Below are 24,133 nucleotides of genomic sequence, written 5' to 3' on the forward strand. Positions count from 1 at the left end.
TATAGTGGACAGATGGAAGAGCGTAACTTCATAGCAAAGGGTGCGGCCTATTTTGCGGTGGACTATGATGGTCAGCCGCGGGATGTCTATTTCCTGCTGTTGCCCAAGCTCACCATGCTGGCGCTCAGCTCGGCTGTGGAGCCGTTGCGTGTGGCCAACCAGATCACCAACAAGGAGCTCTATCGCTGGTATCTCATGAGTGAGGACGGTGCGCCTGTAACCTGTTCCAACGGGATTTCCATTGCGCCTGATTCAGAGCTTCAGAACATTCCCAAGGACAGCAAGGCCTTCATCTGTTCCGGGGTCGAACCCTTTGAGAACATCAGCCCCCGCGTGATGGGCTGGGTCAACCGCCAGTATGTCTTTGGCCGGACGGTCGGCAGTATCTGTACCGGAGCCTTTACGCTCGCCAAGGCGGGTCTGCTGAACGACAAAACTTTCACCCTGCACTGGGAAAACCAGCCATCGTTCATGGAGTATTTTCCCGAGCTTCAGCCCACGGGAAGCCTCTATGAGATTGATGGCGAACTGATGACCTGTGGCGGGGGAAATGCGGCGCTGGACATGATGCTCCATATGATCGAGCAGGACCACGGCAAGGATCTGGCGACGGTGGTGTCCGACATGTGTATCCACTTCGGCAGCAGTGATCGCGAAACCTCCCAGCAGTCGGCCTATTCTGTGGCGATCAAGAGCGGCAACCAGCATCTGATCGGCGCGATGCAGTACATGCTCACCTCGATCGAGGACCCGGTGGAGATTCACGAAATTGCCGAACAGATTGATCTCTCCCGCCGCCAGATGGAGCGACTCTTCAAGCGCTATGTCGGCGTCTCGCCTGTGAAGTTCTATATCAAGCTGCGGGTCGAGCGGGCCTATGCCCTGCTGAACGAGACCTCCATGCCGATCCCCGAGATTGCCGCCGCGACCGGTTTCAACAGTGCTTCCCAGTTGGCCTTCCAGTTCAAGAAGCGCTTCGGCCTCTCCCCGACCCAGCTGCGTAAGGGGTGAGGGGTGTCGCTTTAACAGTTGAGTTTTGAGTGGTTACAGGTTTGAATTTGCATGTCTTTGCAATCAAACCGAAGAAATCCTCATGACTTCTGTTTCTCCTCGTATTCGTGATCTGGGTGTGGCGCTGGGCTTTTTGCCGACGGGACCGTTCAATGCCATTACCGATGTGCCGGGTGTTTCTGTCGGGCATGTTTCCCTGCGCGGAGAAGGCGTCTGCACGGGTGTGACCTCCATTCTGCACGGCCCGAGGGAGGAGCTGTGGCTCAGGGCCTGTTTCGGGGGTTCCCATGTTCTGAACGGTTATGGGCAGGTGGTGGGTCGCGACTGGCTGAGTGAAAGCGGCCTGGTCAACGGTCCGATCCTTCTGACCTCCTATTTCGGGGTGGGGGCGCTGCTGCAGGGGCTGAACGCGATCTGCCCGGATACTGCGGCGCATGGCTACACGCATCATCTGGTGGCGGAAACCTGGGATGGCTGGCTGAATGACCCTGCCTCCGGTGCCCTGCGCCCTGAACATGCGCCGGAGGTCATCGAGGCCGCAACGGCGGGTCCGGTTGCCGAGGGCTGTGTCGGTGGCGGTTCGGGCATGTGCACCTATGATTTCAAGGCGGGAATCGGAACCGCGTCCAGACGGGTGAGCCTGCTGGGGCAGGACTATACGCTGGGCGTTCTGGTGCAGTCGAATTTCGGGGACCGCCGCAATCTGGTGGTGGACGGCCTGCCGCTGGGGCGGGAGATCGGGGCTGATGCTGTTCCTGTTCCCGAACGCAAGAAGGTGCTGCCCAACGAGGATGGATCCATCATTATCGTGGTGGCGACTGACGCACCACTTTTGCCACAGCAGTGCACTGCGCTCAGCCGCCGTGCGACGCTTGGCCTGGCCCGCACCGGCGCCATGGCAAACAACGGCAGCGGTGATTTTGCCCTGGCCTTTTCAACAGGCAACAGGGTTGATGTTCTGGCAGAACAGCCCTGGCAGGATTTGCAGGCTTTGCCGCAACGCCAGCTTGATCCCCTGTTCCATGCGACCGTGGAAGCCACCGAGGAAGCCATTCTCAATGCCCTCTGCGCTGCAACTATAACCACAGGTTATAAAAATCGTACAGTCTATAACCTGCCGCATGATCTGGTGCGTGATGCCGTGGAGCGGCGGGGACAGGCTTTGCCCAGGTGATGGTTCGCCGGGACTGCAAGGTCTGCCCGCTGTACAGAACGATGCGCTTGAAACCGGTCTGGCCGCTGCGGATGTAACCCGTTCCATGTGTCTGGGTGAAGGCCAGTTCGAAGGAAAGGCCCATCCGAAGCTTCGCATTGTGACGAACCTCTATCCGGAAGGCCGGACCTTGTCCTGCTGGTGAGGTCAACAGGATTCTCGTGATGCTATCCTTCTGAAAAACAGACAGGAATCAACTGTACTTGAAAATGGAATATTATTCGAATAATATTCCATTTCTTCGAAACAGAGAGGGAACCATCATGGCTGTCAGGGAAAAAATGGCTGACCGGGAAGAGCGTTTGCTGGTCTCCGCCCGTGAGATGATCAGCCGGGACGGACTGTCCACATTGCGCATGCCGGATCTGGCCCGTGAATCCGGTGTTCCTGTTGGCACCCTCTATCGTCACTTTGCCAATCGGGATGATGTGGTCGCCGCGCTGGCTGATGCGGCTTTGAGCGTCCGGTTGCGGAAGCTGATGGCTGTTTGCGCGCTCTTTGAAAGGCCCGATGAGAGACTGCTGGCCGTGCTGCTGCTCGATTTCCTGTTCAATGTCTGGCACCCCGAGGCCTTTCACACGGAAGTGGCCTGTATGAATCCGGCCCTGTGGGAAGAGGCCTCGGCTTTGCGAAAGCGTCTCCATGAGGACAACAGTTCAAGGGTCAGTTCGCTCGTTCAGCAGAAGGTGGCTGATTTTCTGAGCTTTGAGGCAAGCCCGGAAGACACGCGCGAACAGGATGTCAGAGCGCTTTCGACCGGTGTCTGGGCCATGATCAGTGGTCTTTCACTCATCTGGTTGAGCGATCGTGTCAACAGCAGTCGGCCGGTTGGTGAAGCAGTTGCCTTCTGTCGCCCGCAACTGCTCGGTTTCCTGCGGGGCCATGCGCCTGACAGCGCGGCGCTGGCGGTTCCCTTTTTCGACACTGTTGCGAACACCATCCTGGACAGGCAGACGGAATGGAAATGGAAGGACTAGATGAAAATGAGAAAACTGATTGCAATTGTTGCTGTTTGCCTTGGATGGACCGGAGTTTTTCAAATGTCACTTGCTGCAGAAAACGGGCAGCCGAAAATCTACATGATGACGCTGCACACCGCCCAGTTTGACAGGATGAAGGACTTCTTTAACCGGACAATGGAAATGGACGTGATCTTTGAAAACGGAGAGTTTGCAGAGTTTTCGTCGCAAGGTCTCAGGCTTTCACTGGTGAGCCACAGCAGCCTGTCATCCTTTCTGAAGGCGGACGGCCTTTCGGGAAAGCGCGTCGGGTCAGGTGTAGGCATCGGCTTCGAGTATGAAACGGTTGAGGCCGTTGATGAAGCCTATGCAAGACTGATCGAAAGGGGAGCCGTTGCTGTTGCAGCACCGGAAGCCCAGGACTGGGGTGAGTACACGGCCTTTTTTGCCGATCCGGATGGGAACGTCCATGAGCTGGTTACGCCGTTGAAGTAGGCGCAATCCGACAGGGTTTCGAGTGCTCAGGCCTCGTGACGATTGCGCCAGAGTTCCCAGAGGAAGCGTGTTCTGACGCCGAGATCAAGGAAGGGTCTGGGGGGAAGGGAAGAAGGTTCTCCCAGGCTTTCCATGTCGGGGATCAGGGGATTGTCCTGTCCACAGGCGAGATCGGCAGCAAGGGTCCCGCCAAAGGTGCCTTTGGTGACACCGACTGCATTCTGACACACGGCGCTCCAGACGTTGTCTGCAATTTTGCCGAAGCCGGGTGCAGAATTTCGGGACAGGCAGACAAAACCGGCCCAGCTGTGTTCGATATCGACTGCGTTCAGCATGGGGAAGCGCTGGTCGAAAAGATGCTTGTGGCGGGCTTTGACAACGGCCTGCTGTTCTGCGGGAAAGCGTTGGGACGGGCAATAATCCAGTCCCTGTCTGATGACGATACGATAGTCGTTGGTGTAGCGCATGGTGATGCCGGCAAAGGCATTGGCGGGGGTCAGTCCCCAGGGTTTCTCAACGCCGAAGACGGCGCGCTCTGCTTCTGTCAGGGGGCGGGTGATGCTGGCGGTTGCAACGAGGTGAAGGAAGCGACTGGGGTAATAGCCAAAGCGTTCTGCAAAGCCGTTGGCAGCCATGATCATGCGCGGGGCACGCAGCTGGCCTTCTGCTGTTTCCAGACGGATGCCGTTGCTGTTTTCAAAGCGGATAACCGGCGAGTTTTCAAAGACCCTGACATTTTCCGGAAGACTGTCGGTCAAACCGCGGGTCAGGGCGGCGGGGTTCATCAGCCGTCCACCGGGCGTATAGACTGCTGCGGTGAAATGGGGGCTGCCCAGACGGCGGAGCAGTGCGTTGCCTTCAACCCATTCGTAAGGTTCGCCAAGGGCTTCAAGCTCGGCCACAAAGGGGCGGAGGACCTCTTCCACTCCCCTGGGGGAAACGGCGGTGTGATACTTGCCGTCTGCGGACCAGTCGCAGGCGATGCCGTGTGTCGAGACAGCCTTGTCCAGATCCGCAATGGCAGAGCGTGCGAGGCGCATAAAGCGGTGTGAGCCGTCCAGCTCATCCAGAGAGGACCCGACGTTGTGCGGCAGATCAATGGCAAAGCCGGAGTTGCGACCCGATGCATTTTCTCCGGCTGTTCCGGCGTCTATCAGGGCAATGCTCTGATGGGGGTTGAGGTCGGCCAGACGGCGTGCTGCTGCCAGACCGGCATAGCCTCCTCCCAGGACAATCCAGTCTGCTGACACCTGACCGCTCAAGGCGGGGTTGGGGCGGCGTTCCTCAAGGATGCGGCTCCAGCCATTGGTTCTGTCGTCCCTGGGCAGGCGATTGATTTTCATCTGTCCGGCTCTTTCCAGTTGGCGGGATGGATCGCATAGAACACCAGTGCCTCTTCTGACCGGTAGCGCAGCTCTGTTCCCCTGGGCAACCAGATGCAGTCCCCGCTTCCTGCAGTCAGTCTGTCCTCTCCGCAAAGCACTGTGAGCTGGCCTTCCAGTACCAGCAACATCTCGTCATAGCGGACAGTCCAGGGGATATCTGCACATTTGAACCGCGCGAAGCCCGACCCGAGTTCTGTTTTTTCTCCCGTGCCGCAGAGCTCTGCAATACGGGCCTGATCCCCGTATTCAAAGCGGGGCCGGAAGTCCAGATCGGCGAAGGAGAGAACTTTGGGACTGGTGTGAGACATCGATAATCCAGATAGGGTTTGACCAGAACCATACAGAGCTGTATTGAACAATACAACCCTGTATGGAGAATCGAAAATGCCAACACCGCGTAAAGCCAGACCCGTCCAGCTGACCAGGGAAGACTGGGTTGATGCCGCGATCGAGATGCTGATCCATGACGGGGTCGATGCCGTTCAGATCACAGGCCTGGCGCGTGCGCTGAAGATCACCCGCGGGAGTTTCTACTGGCACTTTGAAGCACGCGATGACCTTCTGGATGCGGTTGTCGAGGAGTGGCAGCGGCGCAACACGGGCGTGATACTCAGGGCACTGGAGAAGGCGGGAGATCTTGATGAAGGTCTGCTGGCCCTGTTTCAGATCTGGGTGGACCGGACAGACTTTGATCCAACCCTTGATCAGGCTGTGCGCGAGTGGGCGCGGCGTTCGGAGGCCCTGCTGGAAAAGGTCCGTATCGAAGACGACAACCGTGTTTCCGGCATGGCCGCCTTTCTGGAACAGCACGGCTTTGAGGCAACAGAAGCCTTTGTCAGGGCGCGGATTATCTACTTCACACAGGTGAGCTATTACGCACTGGGTGTCAGGGAACCCATGGCTGTGCGTTTGAGCTATCTGGATGCCTATTTCAAATCCTTTATCGGGCGGGCTCCCGCGGCGACTGCTGCGGAGGCTTTCATCAAAATGCAGGAGGGCAGGACGGAATGAGTGGCGCACGCAGAGGGGGCCGTCGCCTCCGACAGAAGAGCCAGACTGTCGCAGCCTTTGACAGCGCCTGGCGGCACTGGAAGAACATCTATCCTCCGATCTGCCAGTTTTCCGATGACGAGATCGAGGCCATTCATCGGGCTTCTTTGAAGGTGCTGTCCGATATCGGGATCAAGGTGCTTTCTCCGCTGGCACGGGACTTTTACGCCAGAGCCGGCATGACAGTCAGGGAAGAGATCGTCCACTTTGATCCTGATCTGGTTATGGAACTGATCGGGAAGGCGCCCGGACAGGTCACCATGAAAGCCCGTGGAGAGGACCGTGATGTTACCATTGGCCGGGGTCATGTCGGGGTCTGTACCACGGGCGGGACACCCAACTTTTCCGATCTGCAGCAGGGGCGCCAGCCGGGAACCCTGGCGGCTTTGGATGACTTTTGCAGGCTGGCGCAGTCCTTTGATGTGATTCACGTGATTGGCCCCTTTGTCGAAGCCCAGGATGTGCCCACGCATTTGCGTCACTATCACATGACGCGCTCTGTGGTGCGCTATACCGACAAGGTGCCCTTTGTCTTTTTCCGCGGGACCGAGGCCGTTGCGGATGCCTACGAAATCATCCGCCTGGCGAACGGCCTGTCACAGGAGGAGTTCAAGAACGCTCCGCGCAGCTACTCCATTGCCAACTCCAACTCGCCCCTGATTCTGGATGATCTGATGTGCAAGGGGATTATCGATGCGGCAAGGGCCGGGCAGTTGATGGTTCTGACACCCTTTACCCTGTCGGGGGCCATGGCACCTGTGTCAATCGCAGGTGCGCTGGTGCAGCAGAATGCCGAAGCTCTGGCAGGGCTCTGCCTGTCCCAGATTGTTTCACCGGGGGCGCCGGTCTGTTATGGCAGCTTTACCAGCAATGTCGATATGCGCACGGGATCACCGGCCTTTGGAACACCCGAATACACCAAGGCGGCCTTTGCCTCCGGTCAGCTGGCGCGGCGATATGATTTGCCTCTGCGCTCTTCCGGAGTAACGGCTTCCAATGCGCCGGATGCACAGGCGGCCTATGAAATGCAGATGTCCCTGTGGGGCGCTCTGATGGGGGGAACCAATCTTCTGATGCACGGGGCCGGATGGCTGGAAGGCGGGCTGACGGCTTCGGCAGAGAAGTTTGTGATGGATATCGAGATGCTCCAGATGTTTGCAGAGTTGTTCAAGCCCTTGAGTGCCTCCGTCGACGAACTGGCTCTGGATGCCATTCGCGACGTTGGCCACGGGGGGCATTTCTTTGGAACAGAACACACGCTGGCGCGCTTTGAAACGGCCTTTTACTCGCCCCTGCTGTCCGACTGGAGCAACTTTGAAAACTGGCAGGACAGGGGATCGGTGGATGCAACACAACGGGCGAACAGGATTTATCGGGAGACGCTTGAACGTTACGGGAACCCTGCCTTGCCCGAAGACCGTCTGGAGGCCATAGATGCCTTTATCGCAAAACGGACAGAGGAAGGTGGAGCCGATGTCCTGAAGTGATATCCGGACAGGATTCGCAAAAGAGGGCCCTGAAGCCGGAAATGAAACAGTGACTTGAAACAAAAGGGAAAAAGAGCGGTTATTTTGTGCCGGAATTGCGCTGTGTCATAGTTTTTGGACCAAGGTAAACAGGGGACAGAGCGATGGCGAAATCTGCAACAGAGCGGTTGAATGCCAAAAAGGACCACAAGGTTGTTGTTCTTGAAAATGACTTTGCCGGTGTGAAAAAGGGGCAGAAGCTCTTTGTGGCGACGCCGGGTATCATTGACAGCTACATTCGCAAAATTCCACGCGGGCAGACCCGGACGATTGAGCGGATGCGCAACGAGCTGGCCCGGAGATGGTCCTGCAGCGCAACCTGTCCTGTTTCTACCGCGATCTTTGTGCGCATTGCCGCACAGGCGGCGCTGGAGAAGCTGGAAGCGGGCTCACCCGAAAGCGGGATCACGCCCTTCTGGCGTCTGGTCGAGCCGGACAGCAAGATCGCCGGGAAGCTGGACGTTGACAGCGCATGGATTGCCATGAAGCGCGAGGCTGAACAAGGCTGAGAGCCTGTCAGTCTTCATGTTCAACGGGGTTTGCGTTCAGTTCGGTGAGCAGCTGCAGGATCTCTTCCTTCCAGCCATTGAGGACCTTCTGGCCCAGCTGGGACATGGGACGATAGGCCGGGGTCAGAATGCTGTAGGTGTAGGGCATGTCAAAGGCCAGGGGCCTGAAGACAACGTTGTCCCGGACGCTGTAAACATCCTGTGCGGCCACGACGGTGAGGGGATCAACAAGCGAAAAGCAGTGCCCTGCAGCCACAAACTGCAATAGAGGGACGAAGAACTGGGCGTCAATGGTCTTGTTGAAACGGGCCTGCTCTGTCTGAAAGACCTCCTGCGTTTTTACAAAAATCGGGTGCTGCGTTTTGAGAACCCCCATGGGCAGATTGTCGAGATCCCTGCAGGAGATTTCTGCTTTCCCGGCAAGGGGATGCTGTGCCGGAACAGCGCAGAAGCACTGCCCTGAAATCCTGTACTGTTTGTAGGAGGGGGCATCAGCCGCTTCACCAAAGTAGTCTGCAAAGCCGAAATCAATGCTCTGTGTGCTGGCAAGCTCCCTGATCTGGGGTGAGCCGCGGGAGGACAGGGAAATGCGGATGTCCGGGTTCTCGCTGATGACCTTGCTGACATAGCGGGGAAAGAGCGAGAAGGAAGGCCCCGGCATGGCGGCCAGATTCAGGGAACCCGACCGGGCATCCCGAAGGCTTTTCATTGTGTAGGACACGGCTGTCAGGCGGTCGAGAATCTCGTCGGCCTCGCTGAGCAGATAATGTGCTTCGGGAACGGGGATCAGTTGCCTGCCCTGTCTTTCAAACAGCTTGAGCCCAAGGTCCTCTTCCAGACCGCGGATGGCCAGACTGACGGCAGGTTGGGTTCTGTTGAGACTGTTCGCGGCCTGGGAAATCGATCCAGTGTTCATCACTTCTCTGAAGGCCATGAGCTGGTTGAGGTTCATCACACTTACCTATAAGAAAAACTTTAGTAATGGAAAAATAAATTAAATTGTTCTTATAATCAAATTCATTAAGCTGTCAGAAACGCTTTAAAAACGGGCGTCTTCAAACAGGGAGAAAAAACAATGAAATTCACATCAATTGCAGCCGCAGCTCTGGCTGCAACCATGCTCAGCGGTTCTGCTTTTGCGCAGGACCCGACCTTTTTCCGTATCGGGACGGGTGGTGCCGGGGGGACTTACTTCCCGATTGGCGGAACCATTGCCAACGGGATTTCTGCACCGCCCGGTTCCCGCCCCTGTGATCAGGGCGGCCAGTGTGGTGTACCCGGTCTGATTGCGATTGCGCAGTCCACGACAGCGTCCGTTTTCAACAATGCTGCCGTTCAGAACGGTGAGCTTGAAGCCGGTCTGGCCGCTGCGGATGTAACCCGTTCCATGTATCTGGGCGAGGGCAAGTTCGAAGGAAAGGCCCATCCGAAGCTTCGCATTGTGGCGAACCTCTATCCGGAAGACCTGCACCTTGTTCTGCCCAAGGGGAAAACGATCAGTGATCTCGGTGATCTGGAAGACAAGCGTGTGGGGATTGCCCAGGCCGGTTCCGGAACACAGGTTGCCGTGTTGCAGATGCTCGAAAAATGGGGCGTCACCCGTGACAACATGGACGAGGCCGAGCTGAACAACAGCCAGTCTGCAGAACGTCTGGCTGACGGTCAGCTGGATGCCTATTTCTATGCTGCGGGCTGGCCGGTTGCGGCCATGGTGCAACTGGCGTCCACGAAGGGGATGAACCTGCACTCCTTCTCTGACGAGGATCTGAAGAAAATCAACGAAGCTGTTCCGGCCTACATTCCATCCACGATCCCGGGTGGCGTTTATGAAGGCGTTGACCAGGACATCAGGACACCGGCTGTCAGTGCACTGCTGGTTGTGAGCTCCGATCTGTCCGAAGATCTGGTCTATGGCATCACCAAGGCCATGTGGAATGGCAATACACGCAAGCTGCTGGACAACGGCCATGCCAAAGGCAAGCAGATCACCGTTGAAACCGCACTGGATGGTGTGGGAGCCCTCGGTGTTCCCCTGCACCCGGGTGCAGAGCGCTTCTATCGTGAAGAAGGCCTCCTGAAATGATCCTTGTGAAGAAGACTTGTCTTCTTTGACTCGATGCGGTGCCTCCCTTGAGGCACCGCGTTCTCTTGCATGATGATGAAACAGGGATGTTCCCGATGAGCAGTGAGCCGAATTCCGGGCAGCGCGAGTTGTCTGCCGAAGAGCTTTCAGCAATTGAAGAAAAGTATGATGAAGGGGCTGCAACCCGGAAGGTTTCTCCGGCGCTGGGGCGCTTCCTGCGCTATGTCGCCCTGACCTTTGCGGCCTATCATTACCTGACGGCCGGCTTTTCCCTGCCTCCGGATCACTGGCACATGGGCTGGCATCTGACCGGGCTCTTTATCCTGACCTATGCTCTTTTCCCTGCCATCAAAACCAGAACGGCCTTTGATCTGAACACCGGGGCCCTGCGATTGGGAGGTGTTCCCTTTCTTGATCTGATCCTGATGATTCTGGGTGTCAGTGCCTCGCTCTATCTGGGACTGGCCTGGAATGGTCTTCCGGCTCTCGGGATCGAGGAACAGACCTTCCGGATGGGGAACCCCAACGGGTCCGATCTGATCTTTGGCTGTATCCTGATTCTGCTGGTGCTGGATATTGCGCGCCGGACGCTGGGCTGGGTGCTGCCGGGGATCATCTGCATCTTTATCGCCTATGCGCTGCTGGGACCGCTGTTTCCGGGTGTGCTGCAGCATCCGGGTGTGAAGTTCCGCACCTTTGTTTCCTCCATGTACTTCCCGCAGGAAGGCATCTTCGGGGTGACACTCTGGGTGGTGTCCACGATTGTCTTCCACTTCGTCCTGTTCGGGGTTGTTGCGCAGCGCACCGGGCTGGGACAGCTCTTTATCGACAACGCGACCATTCTTGCCGGGCGCTACACGGGCGGACCGGCCAAGGTTTCCGTTGTGTCGTCTGCCTTTTTCGGCACCATCTCCGGTTCCTCTGTGGCCAACACGGTCTCGACAGGAGCGCTGACCATCCCGAACATGAAGCGTCTGGGCTATCCGGGACACTTTGCGGGCGGGGTTGAGGCAGCGGCCTCTGCCGGTGGACAGATCACACCGCCGATCATGGGGGCAGCGGCCTTTATCATGGCCGAGTTTCTCGAGGTGCCTTACACCACCATTGTCATTGCCGCGATCTTTCCGGCCCTGCTGCACTACACAGGCGTTTTTGCCGTGGTGCATCTGATGGCGCGTCGTCTGGATCTCAAAGGAATTTCGAAGGAGATGCTGCCGCAGTTCCGGGAAGTCTGGAGCCAGGGCTGGGCCAACATCATCCCGCTGATCGGACTGCTGGTGGTGCTGTTCTCGGGCTACACGCCTTTCATGTCGGCCTTTTGCGGAATCTCGCTGGCAATTATCACGGGGATGGCGCGCATCAGAACGTCGGCGACGCTGGTCTATCCTGCGCTCTTTGCTGCCTTTGTGATCTGGAAATATCTCGGTGAGGGCTTTGATCTGCCGATGTCGCTTGTCCTGATTACAGGGGCTGTTCTGGCAACCTTTAACCCGCAGGAGCGGATCAGGCTGCCGGAAATGGCTGATGCCTTCGAGACAGGGGTGAAATACGCACTGGCCGTCGGCGCTGCCTCTGCTGCTGTCGGGATTGTCGTCGGGGTGATCAACACGACCGGCGTCGGTTTCCGGATCGGCTTCATGGTGACGCAGGGAGCGGCTGCGCTGGGTGGTGATCTGCACGGGCTCTTCAGCTTCGGCGGTTTTGAGCTTTTTGCCCTTGATGAACTGACGCTGTTCATCAGCCTGATCTTTATTGCCGTGGCCTGCATTCTGATGGGAGCAGGCATCCCGACAACCGCGCTTTACATCATGCTGGTTTCCGTTGCCCAGCCGGCGCTGGCCCAGTTGGGCATCCCCGCTATCGCGAGCCATATGTTTGTTCTCTATTACGGGGTTGTCGCAGAGATCACGCCACCGGTTTGTACCTCGGCCTATGCGGCCGCTGCCATTGCCAATTCCAACCCGTTCCGGACGGGCATTTCCGCCTTTACGCTCGGATTGGGCAAGGTCGTGGCTCCCATGGCCTTTGTCTACGCGCCTGTCCTGCTGTTTGTCTCGTCCACAGGTTTTGATCTGTGGGAGTTCACCTATGCTGCAACCAGCAGCATTCTGGGGGTGATTGCCCTGTCAGCAGCAGTCGTGGGGTACTGGCTGGCGCCGATGGGTCTTTTGTCGCGCATTCTGATGGGGCTGTCCGGTCTGATCTTTATTGCGCCATCGCTCGAAGCGGATCTTGTGGCCCTGCTTGTGGCTTCTCCCGTGATCCTCTTGCAGCTGATCTCCCGTTACAAAAACAGCGAGGCCCGTGTGGCGTAATCGCTTATCTGGAGAACGATTGTTATGACTGCTGATCGGGAACCGGACGTCATTGTTGTTGGCGGCGGTATCGTCGGAATCTGTTCTGCGCTCTCACTGGCGGAGGCTGGCCAGTCCGTTTTGCTTCTGGATCGGGACGAGCCGGGACAGGGGGCATCCTTTGGCAATGCCGGAGTGATTTCGCCCTGGTCTGTTGTGCCCCAGGGAATGCCGGGTCTGTGGAAAAGCATACCGGGAATGTTGCTCAACCCGGACGGGGCAGCCTCCATTGCCCCGCGGCATGCCCTGAATTACCTGCCCTGGCTGATGCGCTTTTTGAAGGATTCCGCGCCGGATCGCGTCCGGGAAATTTCCCGGGCCATGTTTCTGCTTTGCGGAGACAGCGTTGCCCTCTATCGGCACCATCTGCAGGGAACGGGACAGGAGCATCTGTTGCAGGACAGCATGTATGTTCATGCCTATCGCAATGTTGAAAGCGCCACGCTGAACAGTTTGGGGGCGCGCCTGCGTCAGGACAAGGGTGCCGAGCTGGAGGTCGTTGACGGGGCTGCCTTGCGGGAGATCGAACCGGCGATTTCTCCCGATTTCAGGGCGGCTGTTCTGATCAAGGGGCAGGCGAGAAGCCTTGATTCGGGACTGATCGGGAAAACTCTTGCCCGCAAACTGTCTGAAATGGGCGGAGAAATCAGACAGGTGAGCGTCGAGACCATTCAGCCGTCGGGTGAGGGCTGGCAGGTGATCACCAAGGGGGAAATCCTGAGTGCGGCAAAGGTTGTGGTCTCGGCCGGGGCCTGGTCGGCAAAACTGCTGGAGCCTCTTGGCATGAGACTGCCGCTGGCCTTTGAGCGCGGCTATCATGTTTCCTTTGAAGGGGCAGGTGTTGTGGTCAACAACACGGTGATGGATGCGGAAAGTCATGTTGTGGCGAATGACATGGCGTGTGGCCTTCGTCTGGCCGGGATTGCCGAGTTTGCGGGACCGGACACACCGCCGAATGAACGACGCATCAAAACCCTGGTCAGGAAGGCCCGCGCGCTCTTTCCGGCCATTCGAACCGAAAAAATGAGTGAGTGGATGGGTGTGCGTCCGTCTTTTCCGGACAGCTTGCCTGTGCTGGAACACTGCCCCGGTCACAAGGGGCTGTTTGCTGCCTTCGGTCACAGTCACTACGGCATGATGATGGCGCCGAGAACGGGTCAGCTGGTGGCCAATCTGGTGACAGGGAAAATCCCGAACGAGGATCTTTCCCCCTTTTCCAGCAGCCGGTTTTAAAAGGACCGACTGCTGATTTTCGGATGTGCCGAAATGGTCCGGAGCTGAGGAGGACCGGTTTTAGTAGGGCATAAAACCCTGAAACGGACGGCGAACACAGACGTCATGGGCCATGGTCGCCAGTGTTGTCAGATCAAAAACAGGACGTTTGACCAGGGCCTGGATCTTGTCAGCGAAGGGTGGCAGGTCGGTGCATTCCAGAACAATGGAACGGACTTCGGGCGTCTGATCGACAAGTTTCCTGGCGGCTTCAAGAACCTCGCTTTCGACCTTTGCCAGATCCATGGATGTGCGTTCGTTGCGAAGGATGACCGTCGCAAATTCCTCTGTATCATCCAGTCCCTGCACGGCGATGGGAATGCCCTGGGCTCCAACACCGGCGAGATGTTTTTCGGTCAGTGCATTGGCGCTGGCTGTCAGAACCCCGACCGGGGCAACGCCCCCCGACATGTGAAAGGCAAGAGGAACCTGAATCAGGCTCGATGAAAAAACCGGAATGTTCACTGCAGCGGCCAGTTCTTTCTGGAACATTGCAAGGAAGCCACAACTTCCGGTAATGGCACGGACGCCTTCTGATTCAAGGTGTCGTGCTGCTGCCAGAAAGGGCTCCAGCATATCCGGGGTCGGGTTGTTCAGAAGCTTTGGGACAGTGATGCCCCTGACCATTTCATAGAGGACAGAAAAGGGGAGGCTGGAGGGGTTCTTTATGTGCCCCGGTGGTTTGGGGAAATAACTCTCCAGACAGAGCACACCGATTGATGCGCCACAGATGTTTTGTCCTCCGGCCAGAATCATTTCAAATCTCCCGTTTTTTCAATCTTTCCATCGCAGGATTCGCCTGTCGAAACCTTGTAAAAATATCCTAGGACACGGGGCGGTTTTGACAAGGAAAAAGCCTCTGAAACCCGGTGCTTTTTGCCTGTTTTTTTCCTCTCCGCACAATTCCGGAAAAGAGGGGCAAGAGGACGTGTTTTTCAGTGCTGCTTTTCCTTCTGAAATTCCATGGAGAAAATCATCACTGACCCTGGTTTGAAGGTCTGTGAAAGAGTGAAAACGCTCCGGATTTTTCTGCGATTTAAAAGGAAAATACACGTTTTGCGTGTTATGTTTTGGGCAGTGTGACACGCACTCTCAGGCCCTGGGGTGTCTCGTTGATCAGCTCGATGCTGCCTTGCATGGAATGCACGATGGACTGTGCAATGCTCAGGCCGAGACCGCTGCCTCCCGTTTCCCTGTTTCGGGATTTTTCCAGTCTGAAGAAGGGTTTGAAAACCTCTTCCATGCTGTCTTCGGGGATGCCGGGTCCGCGATCTGTAATGTCGATTTCAATGCGGTCTGTTTCGATACTGACAAGGACCTTGGCCTGAAACCCGTACTTGATGGCGTTGGAAATCAGGTTGTCCAGGGCGCGCTTCAGGGCCTTGGGCCGTCCGATCATATGCCCCCGGAAGAGCTGGTCCAGTGGCAGGGATGACTGGTTTGCGCTGAAAACAGTCCCGGTGGTGTGCAGGGAGGGATACTTGACAGGCAGAAGGGTGACAGGTTCTCCGACATCGGAAAAATCATCGCAAATGCTCTCGATCAACGACAAAAGGTCATATGACTCGAGCGGTTCATCGGTCACATTCCCCCGCAGGAAATCGATGGACTCATTGAGCATTCCGAGCATGAGATCCAGATCCCCGAGGATCTTGTGGCGCAGGGTTCTGTCCTCGATCATCTCTGCACGCAGGCGCAGTTTGGTGGCCGGTGTGCGCAGGTCGTGAGAGATGGCTGTGAGCATGCGTGTCCGGTCTGCGACTGTTTCTGCCTTTTCCTGCTCCTGCCTGCGCAGCTGTGTGATGATGTTTCGGGCTTCGCGGGAAACAAGGGGAAGTTCGTCGGGGTCATCCGGACGAATGCCTTCGCCAAGCAGGCGGAAGGATCTTAAAAACCAGCGCGTGACAGTCAGATAGCTGGCCCCGATGGTGATCAGACCGATAAAGAGGATCAGGAACCACTCGACCTCGGTTGTCCGCTCGGTCCAGTGTGTCGGGCTTGAAATGCTGAGTGCCCGGCCATTGACCAGAACAATCAGATGTCCTTCAGAATCCTGTCTGACCAGGGCTGCAGAGAGGTGAGAGAGGGCGGAATGAAAGTTGGAGAGATCGTCCGAAGCCCGAAAAAGCGCTGTGCGCACCGGAGTGGCCGCGCTTGCAACCATGATGACGGGCAGGTCGGGCCGGAACTGGAAGCTCAAGAGTGCGTAGTCGGATTCAAAGGCCGTACGGACGGCCTTTTCATTCTCCAGATAGCGATAGCGAAGAGCATCACTGCCATTCCGGTTGAGAGCCTTGACCGTTTCGATGGGCGTTTGCGAATTGCGCAGCAGCAGCACAGCCCTTTCAATCGAAGAGGCAAAACTCCTGGCTTCAATGATATCCAGTCGGCGCTCCCCGATGGAGACAATGGCCAGAACGGTCAGCAGGAGAGCTGCTGTTCCGCAGATCAGCCCGAAGCTGACGACCCGTATGCGGATACGTGCGGGAAGGACAAGCAACAGAAGTTTTTGCAGGGGGGTGGGCTTTTTCATTTTGTGTAACGACTGATTGCAACTTTTTCCGTGAAGATGTAGCCCTGTCCCCGGACTGTCTTGATCAACTGCGGATTGCCCTTGTGGCCTTCCAGCTTCCTGCGCAGGCGGCTGATCTGGATATCAATGCTGCGATCAAAGGCAATGGCCTGTACGCCCCGGGTTGCGGATACGAGATCGTCGCGGGACAGCACCGTTTGGGGATGCTTGAGAAAGCTGCGCAGCAATGCAAATTCACCGGACGAGAGATTGACGATCACCTTTTCGGGGGAGCGCAATTCCATCCGGGCCTCGCTCAGTTGCCAGCCTGCAAAGCTGTAGGTCTGGTTCTGCTCGGGTTCCAGTTTTTCGGATGGTGCTGTCTGGGCATTGCCGGAAGCCCTGCGGAAAATGGCCTTGATCCGTGCCAGCAGCTCTCTGGGGTTGAAGGGTTTTTCGACATAGTCGTCTGCACCGACTTCCAGACCTGCAATCTTGTCGGCATCGTTTGTCACGGCTGTCAGCATGATCACGGGAGTATCGGAGGTTTCACGCAGCCTGCGACAGAGGGAAAGGCCGTCTTCTCCGGGAAGAATAACGTCGAGGATCACAAGGTCGATTGATGGAGTCTGTTCCAGAACGGAAAACATCTCGGACCCCGATCCGGCCACGGAAACCCGGTAGCCTCTCTGGGTGAGAAAGTCGGTCAAAAGCTCCCTGATGTCTGTGTCGTCATCCACGACAAGCAAGTGCGTCATTCTTTGGTCCCTAAAAAACAAACCTTTTCAAAGGATTGATTCTTTTTATCTTTTTTGTACTAATGTTTCAGAATTGTAACAGAAATCTCTGGTGAAATAATCTGTTACCCTATAGTTCTCGCTTTCTGTCTTCTTCCAATATTTAATTACATCGTCCGGGCGAATAAAAACAATAGCCCAAGTGCAGATTGATTTCTTGTCTGCGAAAGCTGATCCGTCTGCGACAGCTTTACATAAGATAATCTCAGGGAGACTTGGTAAAATGACCTCCAAGATCAAAGTACTTTCCGCTTCCACAGCGATCGCTGGAAGCCTGATGTTGTTTGCAGGCGCTGCGACAGCGCAGCCGCAGGCAGAGATCCTTCACTACTGGACGTCCGGCGGCGAGGCCAAGGCGGTTCAGGCGCTGAAGGAAGATTTCGAATCAAAGGGTGGCAAGTGGATTGACGCCCCTGTCGCCGGTGGTGGCGGTGATGCACAGGCGGCTGTTCTGCGCTCCCGCGTGCTGTCCGGCAACCCGCCGGCTGCTGTCCAGATCAAGGGGCCGAACATTCAGGAATGGGCCGAGGCCGGTGCCCTGGGTGATCTGACCGCTGTTGGTGAGGAGCAGAAGTGGGACGAGGTTCTGCCTCCGCTCCTGCAGGATATCGTCAAGCACGACGGCAAATATGTTGCGGTTCCTGTCAACATCCACCGCGTGGACTGGATCTGGGCAAATCCGAAAGCCCTGGAACAGGTTGGCGCAGAGCCACCAAAAACCTGGGACGAGTTCAATGCTGTTGCTGAAAAGCTGAAGGCAGCCGGTATCGTTCCGCTGGCGCATGGCGGTCAGCCATGGCAGGACGCGACGGTGTTTGAGACGGTTGCACTGGGCCTCGGCGGCGCAGAGTTCTTTAACGGTGCCTTTGTCGGGAAGGATCTGGATCTTGTCCGCTCTGACAAGATGAAGGAAATCTTTGACCAGATGCGCAAGATCCGCGGCTATGTTGATCCGGACTTCCCGGGACGCGACTGGAACCTTGCGACAGGCATGGTTGCAAGGGGCGAGGCCGGCATGCAGATCATGGGTGACTGGGCCAAGGGCGAGTTTGTTGCTGCAGGTCTGGAGCCGGGCAAGGACTTCCTGTGTTTCCCGACACCGTCCAACGGCGGTTACATTCTGAACTCCGACAGCTTTGCAATGTTCGAGGTTTCCGGTGAGGACAACGAAGCCGGACAGAAACTCCTGGCCGAGCTGATCCTCGGTGAGGACTTCCAGGAAACCTTCAATCTCTACAAGGGTTCCATCCCGGCGCGTCTGGGTGTGGATCGTACAAACTTCGATGCCTGTGCCATCAGGTCCATGGATGATTTGAAAGCCGCTTCGGATTCCGGAGAACTGGTTGGCTCTGTTGCCCACGAAATTGCTGCTGCGGGTGCCATTCGCGGTGCGGTTCTGGATGTGGTGACCGAGCACTTCAACTCTGACATGTCTTCAGACGATGCCGTTGAGCGTCTGGCCGAAGCGCTGGAACTGGCAGAGTAATATCCTCCTGAAAAATCGGGGAGGGCTTTTTGAGGCCCTCCCTTCTTCTTATCCGGCCTCAATTCCGATCTGCTGTTCTGTCTTGTGTCCATCCGATCCTGCTGCAGATCGGCATGAAAGGTGTGTCTCATGTCTGAAACGTCCAAGGAAACCGGCAAAGGCCTGTCCGACTGGCTGCGCTGGCAAATCCCCAAGATGGTCGTGGCGCCAACCTTTGCCCTGATTGTCTTCTTCGTTTACGGCTTTATTGCCTGGACGGGCTATGTGTCCCTGACCAAATCACGGATGCTGCCGAACTATTCCTTTGAAGGCTTCTACCAGTATATCCGCCTCTGGAAGATCTCCACCTGGTCGGTGGCGATGGAAAACCTGCTGATCTTTGGCGGGCTTTTTATCGGTATCTCCATTGTTCTGGGATGCCTGCTGGCTGTTGCGCTGGATCAGAAAATCCGCGCCGAGGGGGCCTTGCGGACGGTTTATCTCTATCCGATGGCCATTTCCCTGATTGTGACAGGGACAGCCTGGAAATGGATCCTCAATCCGGGGCTCGGACTTGAGCGTCTGGTGCAGTCCTGGGGCTGGGAGAGCTTTGAATTCAACTGGCTGATCAGCAATGAACTGGCGATCTATACCCTTGTGATTGCAGCGGTCTGGCAGTCGTCGGGCTTTGTGATGGCACTTTTCCTTGCGGCCTTGCGCGGGGTGGACAGCGAAATCATCAAGGCGGCCTATCTGGACGGGGCATCCCTGTCGCGGATCTATCTTGTGATTATTCTGCCAACCCTGCGCCCTGTTTTTCTGAGCAGCCTGTTCATTCTGGCGCATATGGCGGTCAAGAGCTTTGATCTCGTGGTTGCGCTGACAGGTGGCGGTCCCGGGAACAGCTCGATCCTGCCGGCGAATTTCATGTACGAAATGACCTTCCGGCGCAATCAGCTCGGCCTTGGCGCTGCCTCGGCCATGATGATGCTGGCAACGGTGATGGCGATTGTCATTCCCTATCTCTATTCCGAACTGAGGGAGCGTAAAAATGGCTGATATCAATGCGCTTCCCGGCTCGGGTTCCCTCTGGCGCACCCTTGGACGCGTCGGCCTCTACAGCCTTCTCTTCCTCTTTGCAGCCTACTATATCCTGCCCCTGATCGTGGTGGTCTCCACCTCGTTCAAGGATCTGGAGGAAATCCAGTCCGGTACACTCCTGTCCCTGCCGGCGGAAATCAATCTGGCAGCCTGGAGCTATGCCTGGAGCGAGGCCTGCATCGGGGTTTCCTGCGATGGTCTGAAGCCCTACTTCCTGAACTCGATCCAGATGACCATTCCGGCGGTTCTGATCTCGACCCTGATGGGGGCTCTGACAGGCTATGCCCTGACAAAGTTCCGCTTTCGCGGGGCCAACCTGGTCTTTGCACTGATTCTCTTCGGCTGTTTCATTCCCTTTCAGGTGGTGCTGCTGCCAATGGCGCAGTCCCTCGGGGTTCTGGGAATTGCCAACACGGTTCCGGGTCTGGTGCTGGTTCATATTGTTTACGGCCTGCCCTTTACCGTTCTGTTTTTCCGGAACTACTACATCAACATACCGGATGATCTGATCAAGGCCGCAACGATTGACGGAGCCGGGTTCTTCACGATCTTCTGGCGCATTCTGCTGCCCCTGTCGCCGCCCATCATTGTGGTGACAATCATCTGGCAGTTCACCCAGATCTGGAACGACTTCCTGTTCGGGGCGTCCTTTACAACAGGCGGCGGTCAGCCTGTGACCGTTGCGCTGAACAATCTGGTGAACACAACGACAGGTGTGAAGCGCTACAACGTGGATATGGCTGCAGCGCTGATCACAGCAATTCCGACACTGGTCGTCTATGTACTGGCCGGACGGTACTTTGTTCGGGGCCTGACAGCAGGCTCTGTGAAAGGGTAAGGAGTGGGAACATGGCGACCCTGACTATTCGCAATGCACAAAAATCCTACGGGAATATCGAGATTCTCAAAGGTATCGATCTGGATCTGGATGATGGTGAGTTTCTGGTGCTTCTGGGCCCGTCCGGCTGCGGAAAATCCACTCTGCTCAACATGATTGCAGGTCTGGAAACCATTTCCGGCGGAGAGGTTCTGATCAATGACCGGGTGGTGAACAATGTCCATCCCAAGGATCGCGATATTGCCATGGTGTTCCAGAGTTACGCGCTCTATCCCAACATGACGGTCGGGCGGAACATCGGCTTTGGCCTCGAGATGCGGAAGATGGAAAAGGAGGAGCGCAACCGTCGCATCGATGAAGCTGCGAAGATGCTCCAGATCGATCACCTGATGGATCGCAAACCTGCACAGCTTTCCGGTGGTCAGCGCCAGCGCGTGGCCATGGGGCGAGCCCTTGTGCGGGATCCCGAAATCTTCCTGTTTGACGAACCGCTGTCCAACCTTGATGCAAAGCTGCGTGTCGAGATGCGCACGGAGATCAAGAAACTGCACCAGCGGTTGAAGACGACAATGGTCTATGTGACACACGACCAGATCGAAGCCATGACCCTGGCGAGCCGTATTGCCATCCTGCGCAATGGTGAGGTCCAGCAGTTTGCATCCCCGCAGGAGGTCTATGAGCGTCCGGCCAATATCTATGTTGCGGGTTTTGTCGGCTCTCCGGCGATGAACTTTATCCCGGCAACCGTGGTCAATGAAGAGGGACGCTTTGGCGTGTCCTTCGAGCGTACAGCCCACGGCAATCGGGGTTCGGTCTATCTGCCCCTGCCGGAAGAGCACCAGGCCCTGGATGAGTGGGTGGGGCGCGAGGTGGTTCTGGGCATTCGCCCGGAAACGCTGACGCACCGCTCGGATGCAGAGATTGCCCTGAATCCCTGTCTGCAACCCTTTGAATGCCAGGTCGAGGTGCTTGAGCCAACGGGAGCGGATACCCTGACCTATATCGAGATGGGGGGAGAGGAAGTGATCGCGCGGGTAAACCCCTACAACGCATCCAGTCCGGGCGAAACCATGTCCTTTATGGTGGATATGGGCAAGGCGAGCCTCTTTGATCCGCGCACGGAGCAGCGGATCAACTGAAGTCCGAACAAAGGGAAGTCCGGTTCATTTCAGCCAGAGGCAATCCTGATAGTCGGTCACCATGTGCCACAGCAGGCCGATCGCGATCAGGCGGGTCGGTCTGAAGAACAGAAGAACGACATAGAGGCCTATGGCAATTTCGCTGTGCAGGGGATGAAAACCGATGCTGCAGCGGTTGGGATCAAACAGCGGGGTTGCCAGCAGGTGGTCAAGATCGACCAGCATGGTGGCGAGCAGGATCAGCCAGGCCTTTTTCCAGCTGTCCCGATAGAAGATCCATGCAAAGAGGCCGGGTACAAGAAAGTGCATGCCGTAATGCAGGGTTGGTCGAAGAAGATCTGCGAAATCCATGTGTTGTGTCAGTCCTGTGGACGGGGCTCCCCCGGAGGGAGCCCCGTTTCCTGTTATTTCACGCGCTTGAGTGTTTCGTATTCACCCCAGACTTCAAGGGTAATGTTCAGGGCTTCACCTGTACGATTACGCCAGAACCAGCCATGGCTGCCATCAAAATCAGCCTGAATGGTGCCTTCCTTGACCTTTACAGAGCCTTTTTCATAGTTGTGGTAGTCAATGGCCAGTGGCTGGGAATCGCCGTGGACATCAAAGTTGGTCTTGCCACCGTCGCTGACCCATTTGTAGGTGAGCTGCTCTCCTTCCTTCATGATGGCTTTGATTTCCACACCCTGATTGGGAGCCAGGCTGAAGGTCACTGTGTCGCGAACAGCCGGTTTCGCGGGGGCTTCAGGCTCTGCCGTTGCGGCCTGTGCTTTTGAGAGAAGTGATTCAACCTGTGCCGGCTGCGGGTTTTCCACGGTTGATGCCGGGGCTGTCGTCACTGGCAGAACCGGAGCCGTCCCCGCTGTGGCCGCAGCCTGTTCTGCGGCCTGATCGGCAGCCAGTTCCTCTGCGAGGGACACCTTGATTTCACCCATTTTCTTGAGACCAAGTACAGAGCCGACACCTGTTGGATCAATGCCGTATTCGGACGGCATGACAACGGTGACCAGCAGGACAAGCGATGTAACTGCTGCGATGATTGTGGATTTGATCAGGCTCTGGCTGGAGGGCAGGTCCTGATGAGATGGAATGTTGGAATTGTGCATTGTTTTGTTCCTGAAAAATCGTTTCTGTCTAGGAGATGATGTAGCCGGTGATCTGATAGCCCATCAGCAGGAAGCCCAGCATCATCATGAAGCTGTTGGCCGCGTAGGCATGACGGAGAAAGGTTCCGGATTTGCGCCAGTAGGTGATGGCGATCAGAATGACGGACAGGGCCAGAACCTGACCGATCTCAACACCGATGTTGAAGAAGATCAGATTGCCCAGCAGGCCATCGGGGGACAGCTCGTATTCGAGGATTTTTGTCGCCAGACCAAAGCCGTGGAACAGCCCGAAAACGAAAGTTGCCACACGGGTATCTGGCTGATAGCCAAACCAGCGCTGAAAGGCGCCCATGTTGTCGAGTGCCTTGTAGACAACCGAAAAGCCGATGATGGCGTCAATGATGTAGGCACTGATGCTGATATCCATCAGAACGCCTGACAGCAGGGTGATCACGTGCCCGACGGCAAAGAGCGTCACATAAAGGCCGACATCCCTGAGACGATAGAGGAAAAAGATAACGCCAAAGAGAAAGAGCAGGTGGTCATACCCGGTCATCATGTGTTTGGCACCAAGATAGATGAAGGGAATGGGCAGAACGCCTGTGACTTCCTGAATGTAGCCCTTGTCACCGGCTGTAACGCCGTGTGCAAAGGCCTCTGGTGAAAAGCCGAAGAAGACGGCCAGAGCGGCAAGCAGGACCGGCAGCAGCCATCCTGATCGCCTGAAAAGACGAGTGGTCATTGAAACCTCGATTTGAAACGTTGAGAAAGCCTGTAACCCGGCGCCTTTGTGTGAGAGGCGTCGAAGCTGTCAGGCAGAACGCATGCGGGGATGCGTAAGGGATCAAGCCTGACGGCTTAAATCCGCAATCTCTGCGTTTTCAGATAGAGGTCCTGTTGGGAGGGAAGAGAGGCAGACTCTTCAAAGACCGGATGTCCGGCCTGTGCCTGGCTGCCCGGGGCCGAAGAAAGCAGGGTTCCCAGAAGCAGGAGCTGCAGCTTGAAGACATCGGACTGGGATGTCTTGGAGCTTTTCTGGCTCTGAGCGGCGCTTTTTGAACTGAAGGTGTCCGAATAGAAAGCTTCGGCCACATTGACAATCGGATGGGGTTTTCCCTGTTCGGAAAAGACCGGGCTCAGATCGTGGCTGTGTTCGCCGTGAACATGGCCTGTGTTGCCAAGATGCTGGTCGTAAATGTTGTGCAGTGCATGATTCAGAGTGTGGTTGCCCATTGCTTCCGCACTGAGCGGAAACAGAAAGGCAAGCGCAATCAGAAGGTTCAGCAACTTTTTAAACATGCGGCCACTATGCATTCCTGAA

At 56.5% G+C, this 24,133-nt stretch carries 25 protein-coding genes; 15 read left to right on the forward strand and 10 right to left on the reverse strand.

Going from position 1 to position 24,133, the window contains the following annotated elements:
• Positions 1-12: 12 nt before the first annotated feature.
• The 5 genes from AAAH10_RS11945 to AAAH10_RS11965 all read left to right on the forward strand — a co-directional run bounded on the left by AAAH10_RS11945 (position 13) and on the right by AAAH10_RS11965 (position 3,678).
• Positions 13-1,011, forward strand: a complete 999-nt coding sequence (locus AAAH10_RS11945) for a GlxA family transcriptional regulator (RefSeq protein WP_343563829.1) — start codon at positions 13-15, stop codon at positions 1,009-1,011.
• A gap of 82 nt (positions 1,012-1,093) precedes the next feature.
• The gene (locus tag AAAH10_RS11950; protein WP_343563831.1) at positions 1,094-2,185 is read left to right on the forward strand and encodes a P1 family peptidase; all 1,092 of its coding nucleotides are present in this window, start codon (positions 1,094-1,096) and stop codon (positions 2,183-2,185) included.
• Entirely contained in the window at positions 2,148-2,369 is a 222-nt protein-coding gene (locus AAAH10_RS11955; protein ID WP_343563833.1) for a hypothetical protein, read from the forward strand. The genes AAAH10_RS11950 and AAAH10_RS11955 overlap by 38 nt, the downstream gene beginning before the upstream one ends.
• 118 nt (positions 2,370-2,487) lie before the next feature.
• Positions 2,488-3,201 (forward strand): TetR/AcrR family transcriptional regulator, encoded by a 714-nt coding sequence (locus tag AAAH10_RS11960; RefSeq protein ID WP_343563835.1) that lies wholly within the window; start codon positions 2,488-2,490, stop codon positions 3,199-3,201.
• A 63-nt stretch (positions 3,202-3,264) separates the two neighbouring features.
• Positions 3,265-3,678, forward strand: a complete 414-nt coding sequence (locus tag AAAH10_RS11965; RefSeq protein WP_343563837.1) for a VOC family protein — start codon at positions 3,265-3,267, stop codon at positions 3,676-3,678.
• Positions 3,679-3,704: 26 nt separating this feature from the next.
• Here the strand turns inward: AAAH10_RS11965 and AAAH10_RS11970 are convergent, their stop codons facing one another.
• Positions 3,705-5,021 carry an NAD(P)/FAD-dependent oxidoreductase gene (locus tag AAAH10_RS11970; protein ID WP_343563839.1) on the reverse strand — a complete coding sequence of 439 codons (1,317 nt, stop codon included), beginning with the start codon at positions 5,019-5,021 and terminating at the stop codon, positions 3,705-3,707.
• Positions 5,018-5,371: a EutQ-related cupin domain-containing protein gene (locus tag AAAH10_RS11975; RefSeq protein WP_343563840.1), complete on the reverse strand. Its 354-nt coding sequence runs from the start codon at positions 5,369-5,371 to the stop codon at positions 5,018-5,020. The genes AAAH10_RS11970 and AAAH10_RS11975 overlap by 4 nt, the downstream gene beginning before the upstream one ends.
• Before the next feature lie 76 nt (positions 5,372-5,447).
• On the opposite strand from AAAH10_RS11975, the gene AAAH10_RS11980 reads away from it, so the two are divergent.
• The 3 genes from AAAH10_RS11980 (at position 5,448) to AAAH10_RS11990 (ending at position 8,148) form a co-directional block, all read left to right on the forward strand.
• Positions 5,448-6,074 carry a TetR/AcrR family transcriptional regulator gene (locus AAAH10_RS11980; RefSeq protein ID WP_343563841.1) on the forward strand — a complete coding sequence of 209 codons (627 nt, stop codon included), beginning with the start codon at positions 5,448-5,450 and terminating at the stop codon, positions 6,072-6,074.
• Complete coding sequence (locus tag AAAH10_RS11985; RefSeq protein ID WP_343563842.1) at positions 6,071-7,600, forward strand: trimethylamine methyltransferase family protein; 1,530 nt, start codon at positions 6,071-6,073, stop codon at positions 7,598-7,600. The genes AAAH10_RS11980 and AAAH10_RS11985 overlap by 4 nt, the downstream gene beginning before the upstream one ends.
• Before the next feature lie 143 nt (positions 7,601-7,743).
• Entirely contained in the window at positions 7,744-8,148 is a 405-nt protein-coding gene (locus tag AAAH10_RS11990; protein WP_343563843.1) for a hypothetical protein, read from the forward strand.
• Positions 8,149-8,155: 7 nt separating this feature from the next.
• On the opposite strand, the gene AAAH10_RS11995 is transcribed toward AAAH10_RS11990, so the two are convergent.
• On the reverse strand, positions 8,156-9,100 hold the full coding sequence (locus AAAH10_RS11995) for a LysR family transcriptional regulator (protein WP_343563844.1): 945 nt from the start codon (positions 9,098-9,100) through the stop codon (positions 8,156-8,158).
• 123 nt (positions 9,101-9,223) lie between these two features.
• Here AAAH10_RS11995 and AAAH10_RS12000 point away from each other — a divergent pair, with 123 nt between their 5' ends.
• From AAAH10_RS12000 to AAAH10_RS12010, 3 genes are all read left to right on the forward strand, one after another.
• On the forward strand, positions 9,224-10,231 hold the full coding sequence (locus AAAH10_RS12000; RefSeq protein WP_343563845.1) for a TAXI family TRAP transporter solute-binding subunit: 1,008 nt from the start codon (positions 9,224-9,226) through the stop codon (positions 10,229-10,231).
• A gap of 95 nt (positions 10,232-10,326) precedes the next feature.
• Positions 10,327-12,546, forward strand: a complete 2,220-nt coding sequence (locus AAAH10_RS12005) for a TRAP transporter permease (protein ID WP_343563847.1) — start codon at positions 10,327-10,329, stop codon at positions 12,544-12,546.
• A 24-nt stretch (positions 12,547-12,570) separates the two neighbouring features.
• On the forward strand, positions 12,571-13,818 hold the full coding sequence (locus tag AAAH10_RS12010; RefSeq protein ID WP_343563849.1) for an NAD(P)/FAD-dependent oxidoreductase: 1,248 nt from the start codon (positions 12,571-12,573) through the stop codon (positions 13,816-13,818).
• A gap of 60 nt (positions 13,819-13,878) precedes the next feature.
• Here AAAH10_RS12010 and AAAH10_RS12015 read toward each other — a convergent pair whose 3' ends face one another.
• From AAAH10_RS12015 to AAAH10_RS12025, 3 genes are all read right to left on the reverse strand, one after another.
• Positions 13,879-14,613 (reverse strand): aspartate/glutamate racemase family protein, encoded by a 735-nt coding sequence (locus AAAH10_RS12015; protein WP_343563851.1) that lies wholly within the window; start codon positions 14,611-14,613, stop codon positions 13,879-13,881.
• A 307-nt stretch (positions 14,614-14,920) separates the two neighbouring features.
• Positions 14,921-16,390 (reverse strand): sensor histidine kinase, encoded by a 1,470-nt coding sequence (locus AAAH10_RS12020; protein WP_343563853.1) that lies wholly within the window; start codon positions 16,388-16,390, stop codon positions 14,921-14,923.
• Positions 16,387-17,127: a response regulator gene (locus AAAH10_RS12025; RefSeq protein WP_343563855.1), complete on the reverse strand. Its 741-nt coding sequence runs from the start codon at positions 17,125-17,127 to the stop codon at positions 16,387-16,389. The genes AAAH10_RS12020 and AAAH10_RS12025 overlap by 4 nt, the downstream gene beginning before the upstream one ends.
• A gap of 262 nt (positions 17,128-17,389) precedes the next feature.
• On the opposite strand from AAAH10_RS12025, the gene AAAH10_RS12030 reads away from it, so the two are divergent.
• The 4 genes from AAAH10_RS12030 (at position 17,390) to AAAH10_RS12045 (ending at position 21,709) form a co-directional block, all read left to right on the forward strand.
• On the forward strand, positions 17,390-18,652 hold the full coding sequence (locus AAAH10_RS12030; RefSeq protein ID WP_343563857.1) for an ABC transporter substrate-binding protein: 1,263 nt from the start codon (positions 17,390-17,392) through the stop codon (positions 18,650-18,652).
• Between the two features lie 129 nt (positions 18,653-18,781).
• Positions 18,782-19,690, forward strand: coding sequence for a carbohydrate ABC transporter permease (locus AAAH10_RS12035; protein ID WP_343563859.1), 909 nt, complete (start codon positions 18,782-18,784; stop codon positions 19,688-19,690).
• Positions 19,683-20,570: a carbohydrate ABC transporter permease gene (locus AAAH10_RS12040; protein ID WP_343563860.1), complete on the forward strand. Its 888-nt coding sequence runs from the start codon at positions 19,683-19,685 to the stop codon at positions 20,568-20,570. The genes AAAH10_RS12035 and AAAH10_RS12040 overlap by 8 nt, the downstream gene beginning before the upstream one ends.
• A gap of 11 nt (positions 20,571-20,581) precedes the next feature.
• Positions 20,582-21,709: an ABC transporter ATP-binding protein gene (locus tag AAAH10_RS12045; protein WP_343563861.1), complete on the forward strand. Its 1,128-nt coding sequence runs from the start codon at positions 20,582-20,584 to the stop codon at positions 21,707-21,709.
• A gap of 24 nt (positions 21,710-21,733) precedes the next feature.
• On the opposite strand, the gene AAAH10_RS12050 is transcribed toward AAAH10_RS12045, so the two are convergent.
• The 4 genes from AAAH10_RS12050 to AAAH10_RS12065 all read right to left on the reverse strand — a co-directional run bounded on the left by AAAH10_RS12050 (position 21,734) and on the right by AAAH10_RS12065 (position 24,111).
• Positions 21,734-22,060: a DUF6122 family protein gene (locus tag AAAH10_RS12050; protein WP_343563863.1), complete on the reverse strand. Its 327-nt coding sequence runs from the start codon at positions 22,058-22,060 to the stop codon at positions 21,734-21,736.
• Between the two features lie 53 nt (positions 22,061-22,113).
• Complete coding sequence (locus tag AAAH10_RS12055; protein WP_343563865.1) at positions 22,114-22,812, reverse strand: hypothetical protein; 699 nt, start codon at positions 22,810-22,812, stop codon at positions 22,114-22,116.
• Positions 22,813-22,840: 28 nt separating this feature from the next.
• Positions 22,841-23,554 carry a HupE/UreJ family protein gene (locus AAAH10_RS12060; RefSeq protein ID WP_343563867.1) on the reverse strand — a complete coding sequence of 238 codons (714 nt, stop codon included), beginning with the start codon at positions 23,552-23,554 and terminating at the stop codon, positions 22,841-22,843.
• Between the two features lie 116 nt (positions 23,555-23,670).
• Positions 23,671-24,111, reverse strand: a complete 441-nt coding sequence (locus AAAH10_RS12065) for a hypothetical protein (RefSeq protein ID WP_343563869.1) — start codon at positions 24,109-24,111, stop codon at positions 23,671-23,673.
• Positions 24,112-24,133: the final 22 nt, after the last annotated feature.

Source organism: Carbonatibacter coralli, assembly GCF_039592655.1.
Taxonomy (GTDB): domain Bacteria; phylum Pseudomonadota; class Alphaproteobacteria; order Kiloniellales; family Kiloniellaceae; genus Carbonatibacter; species Carbonatibacter coralli.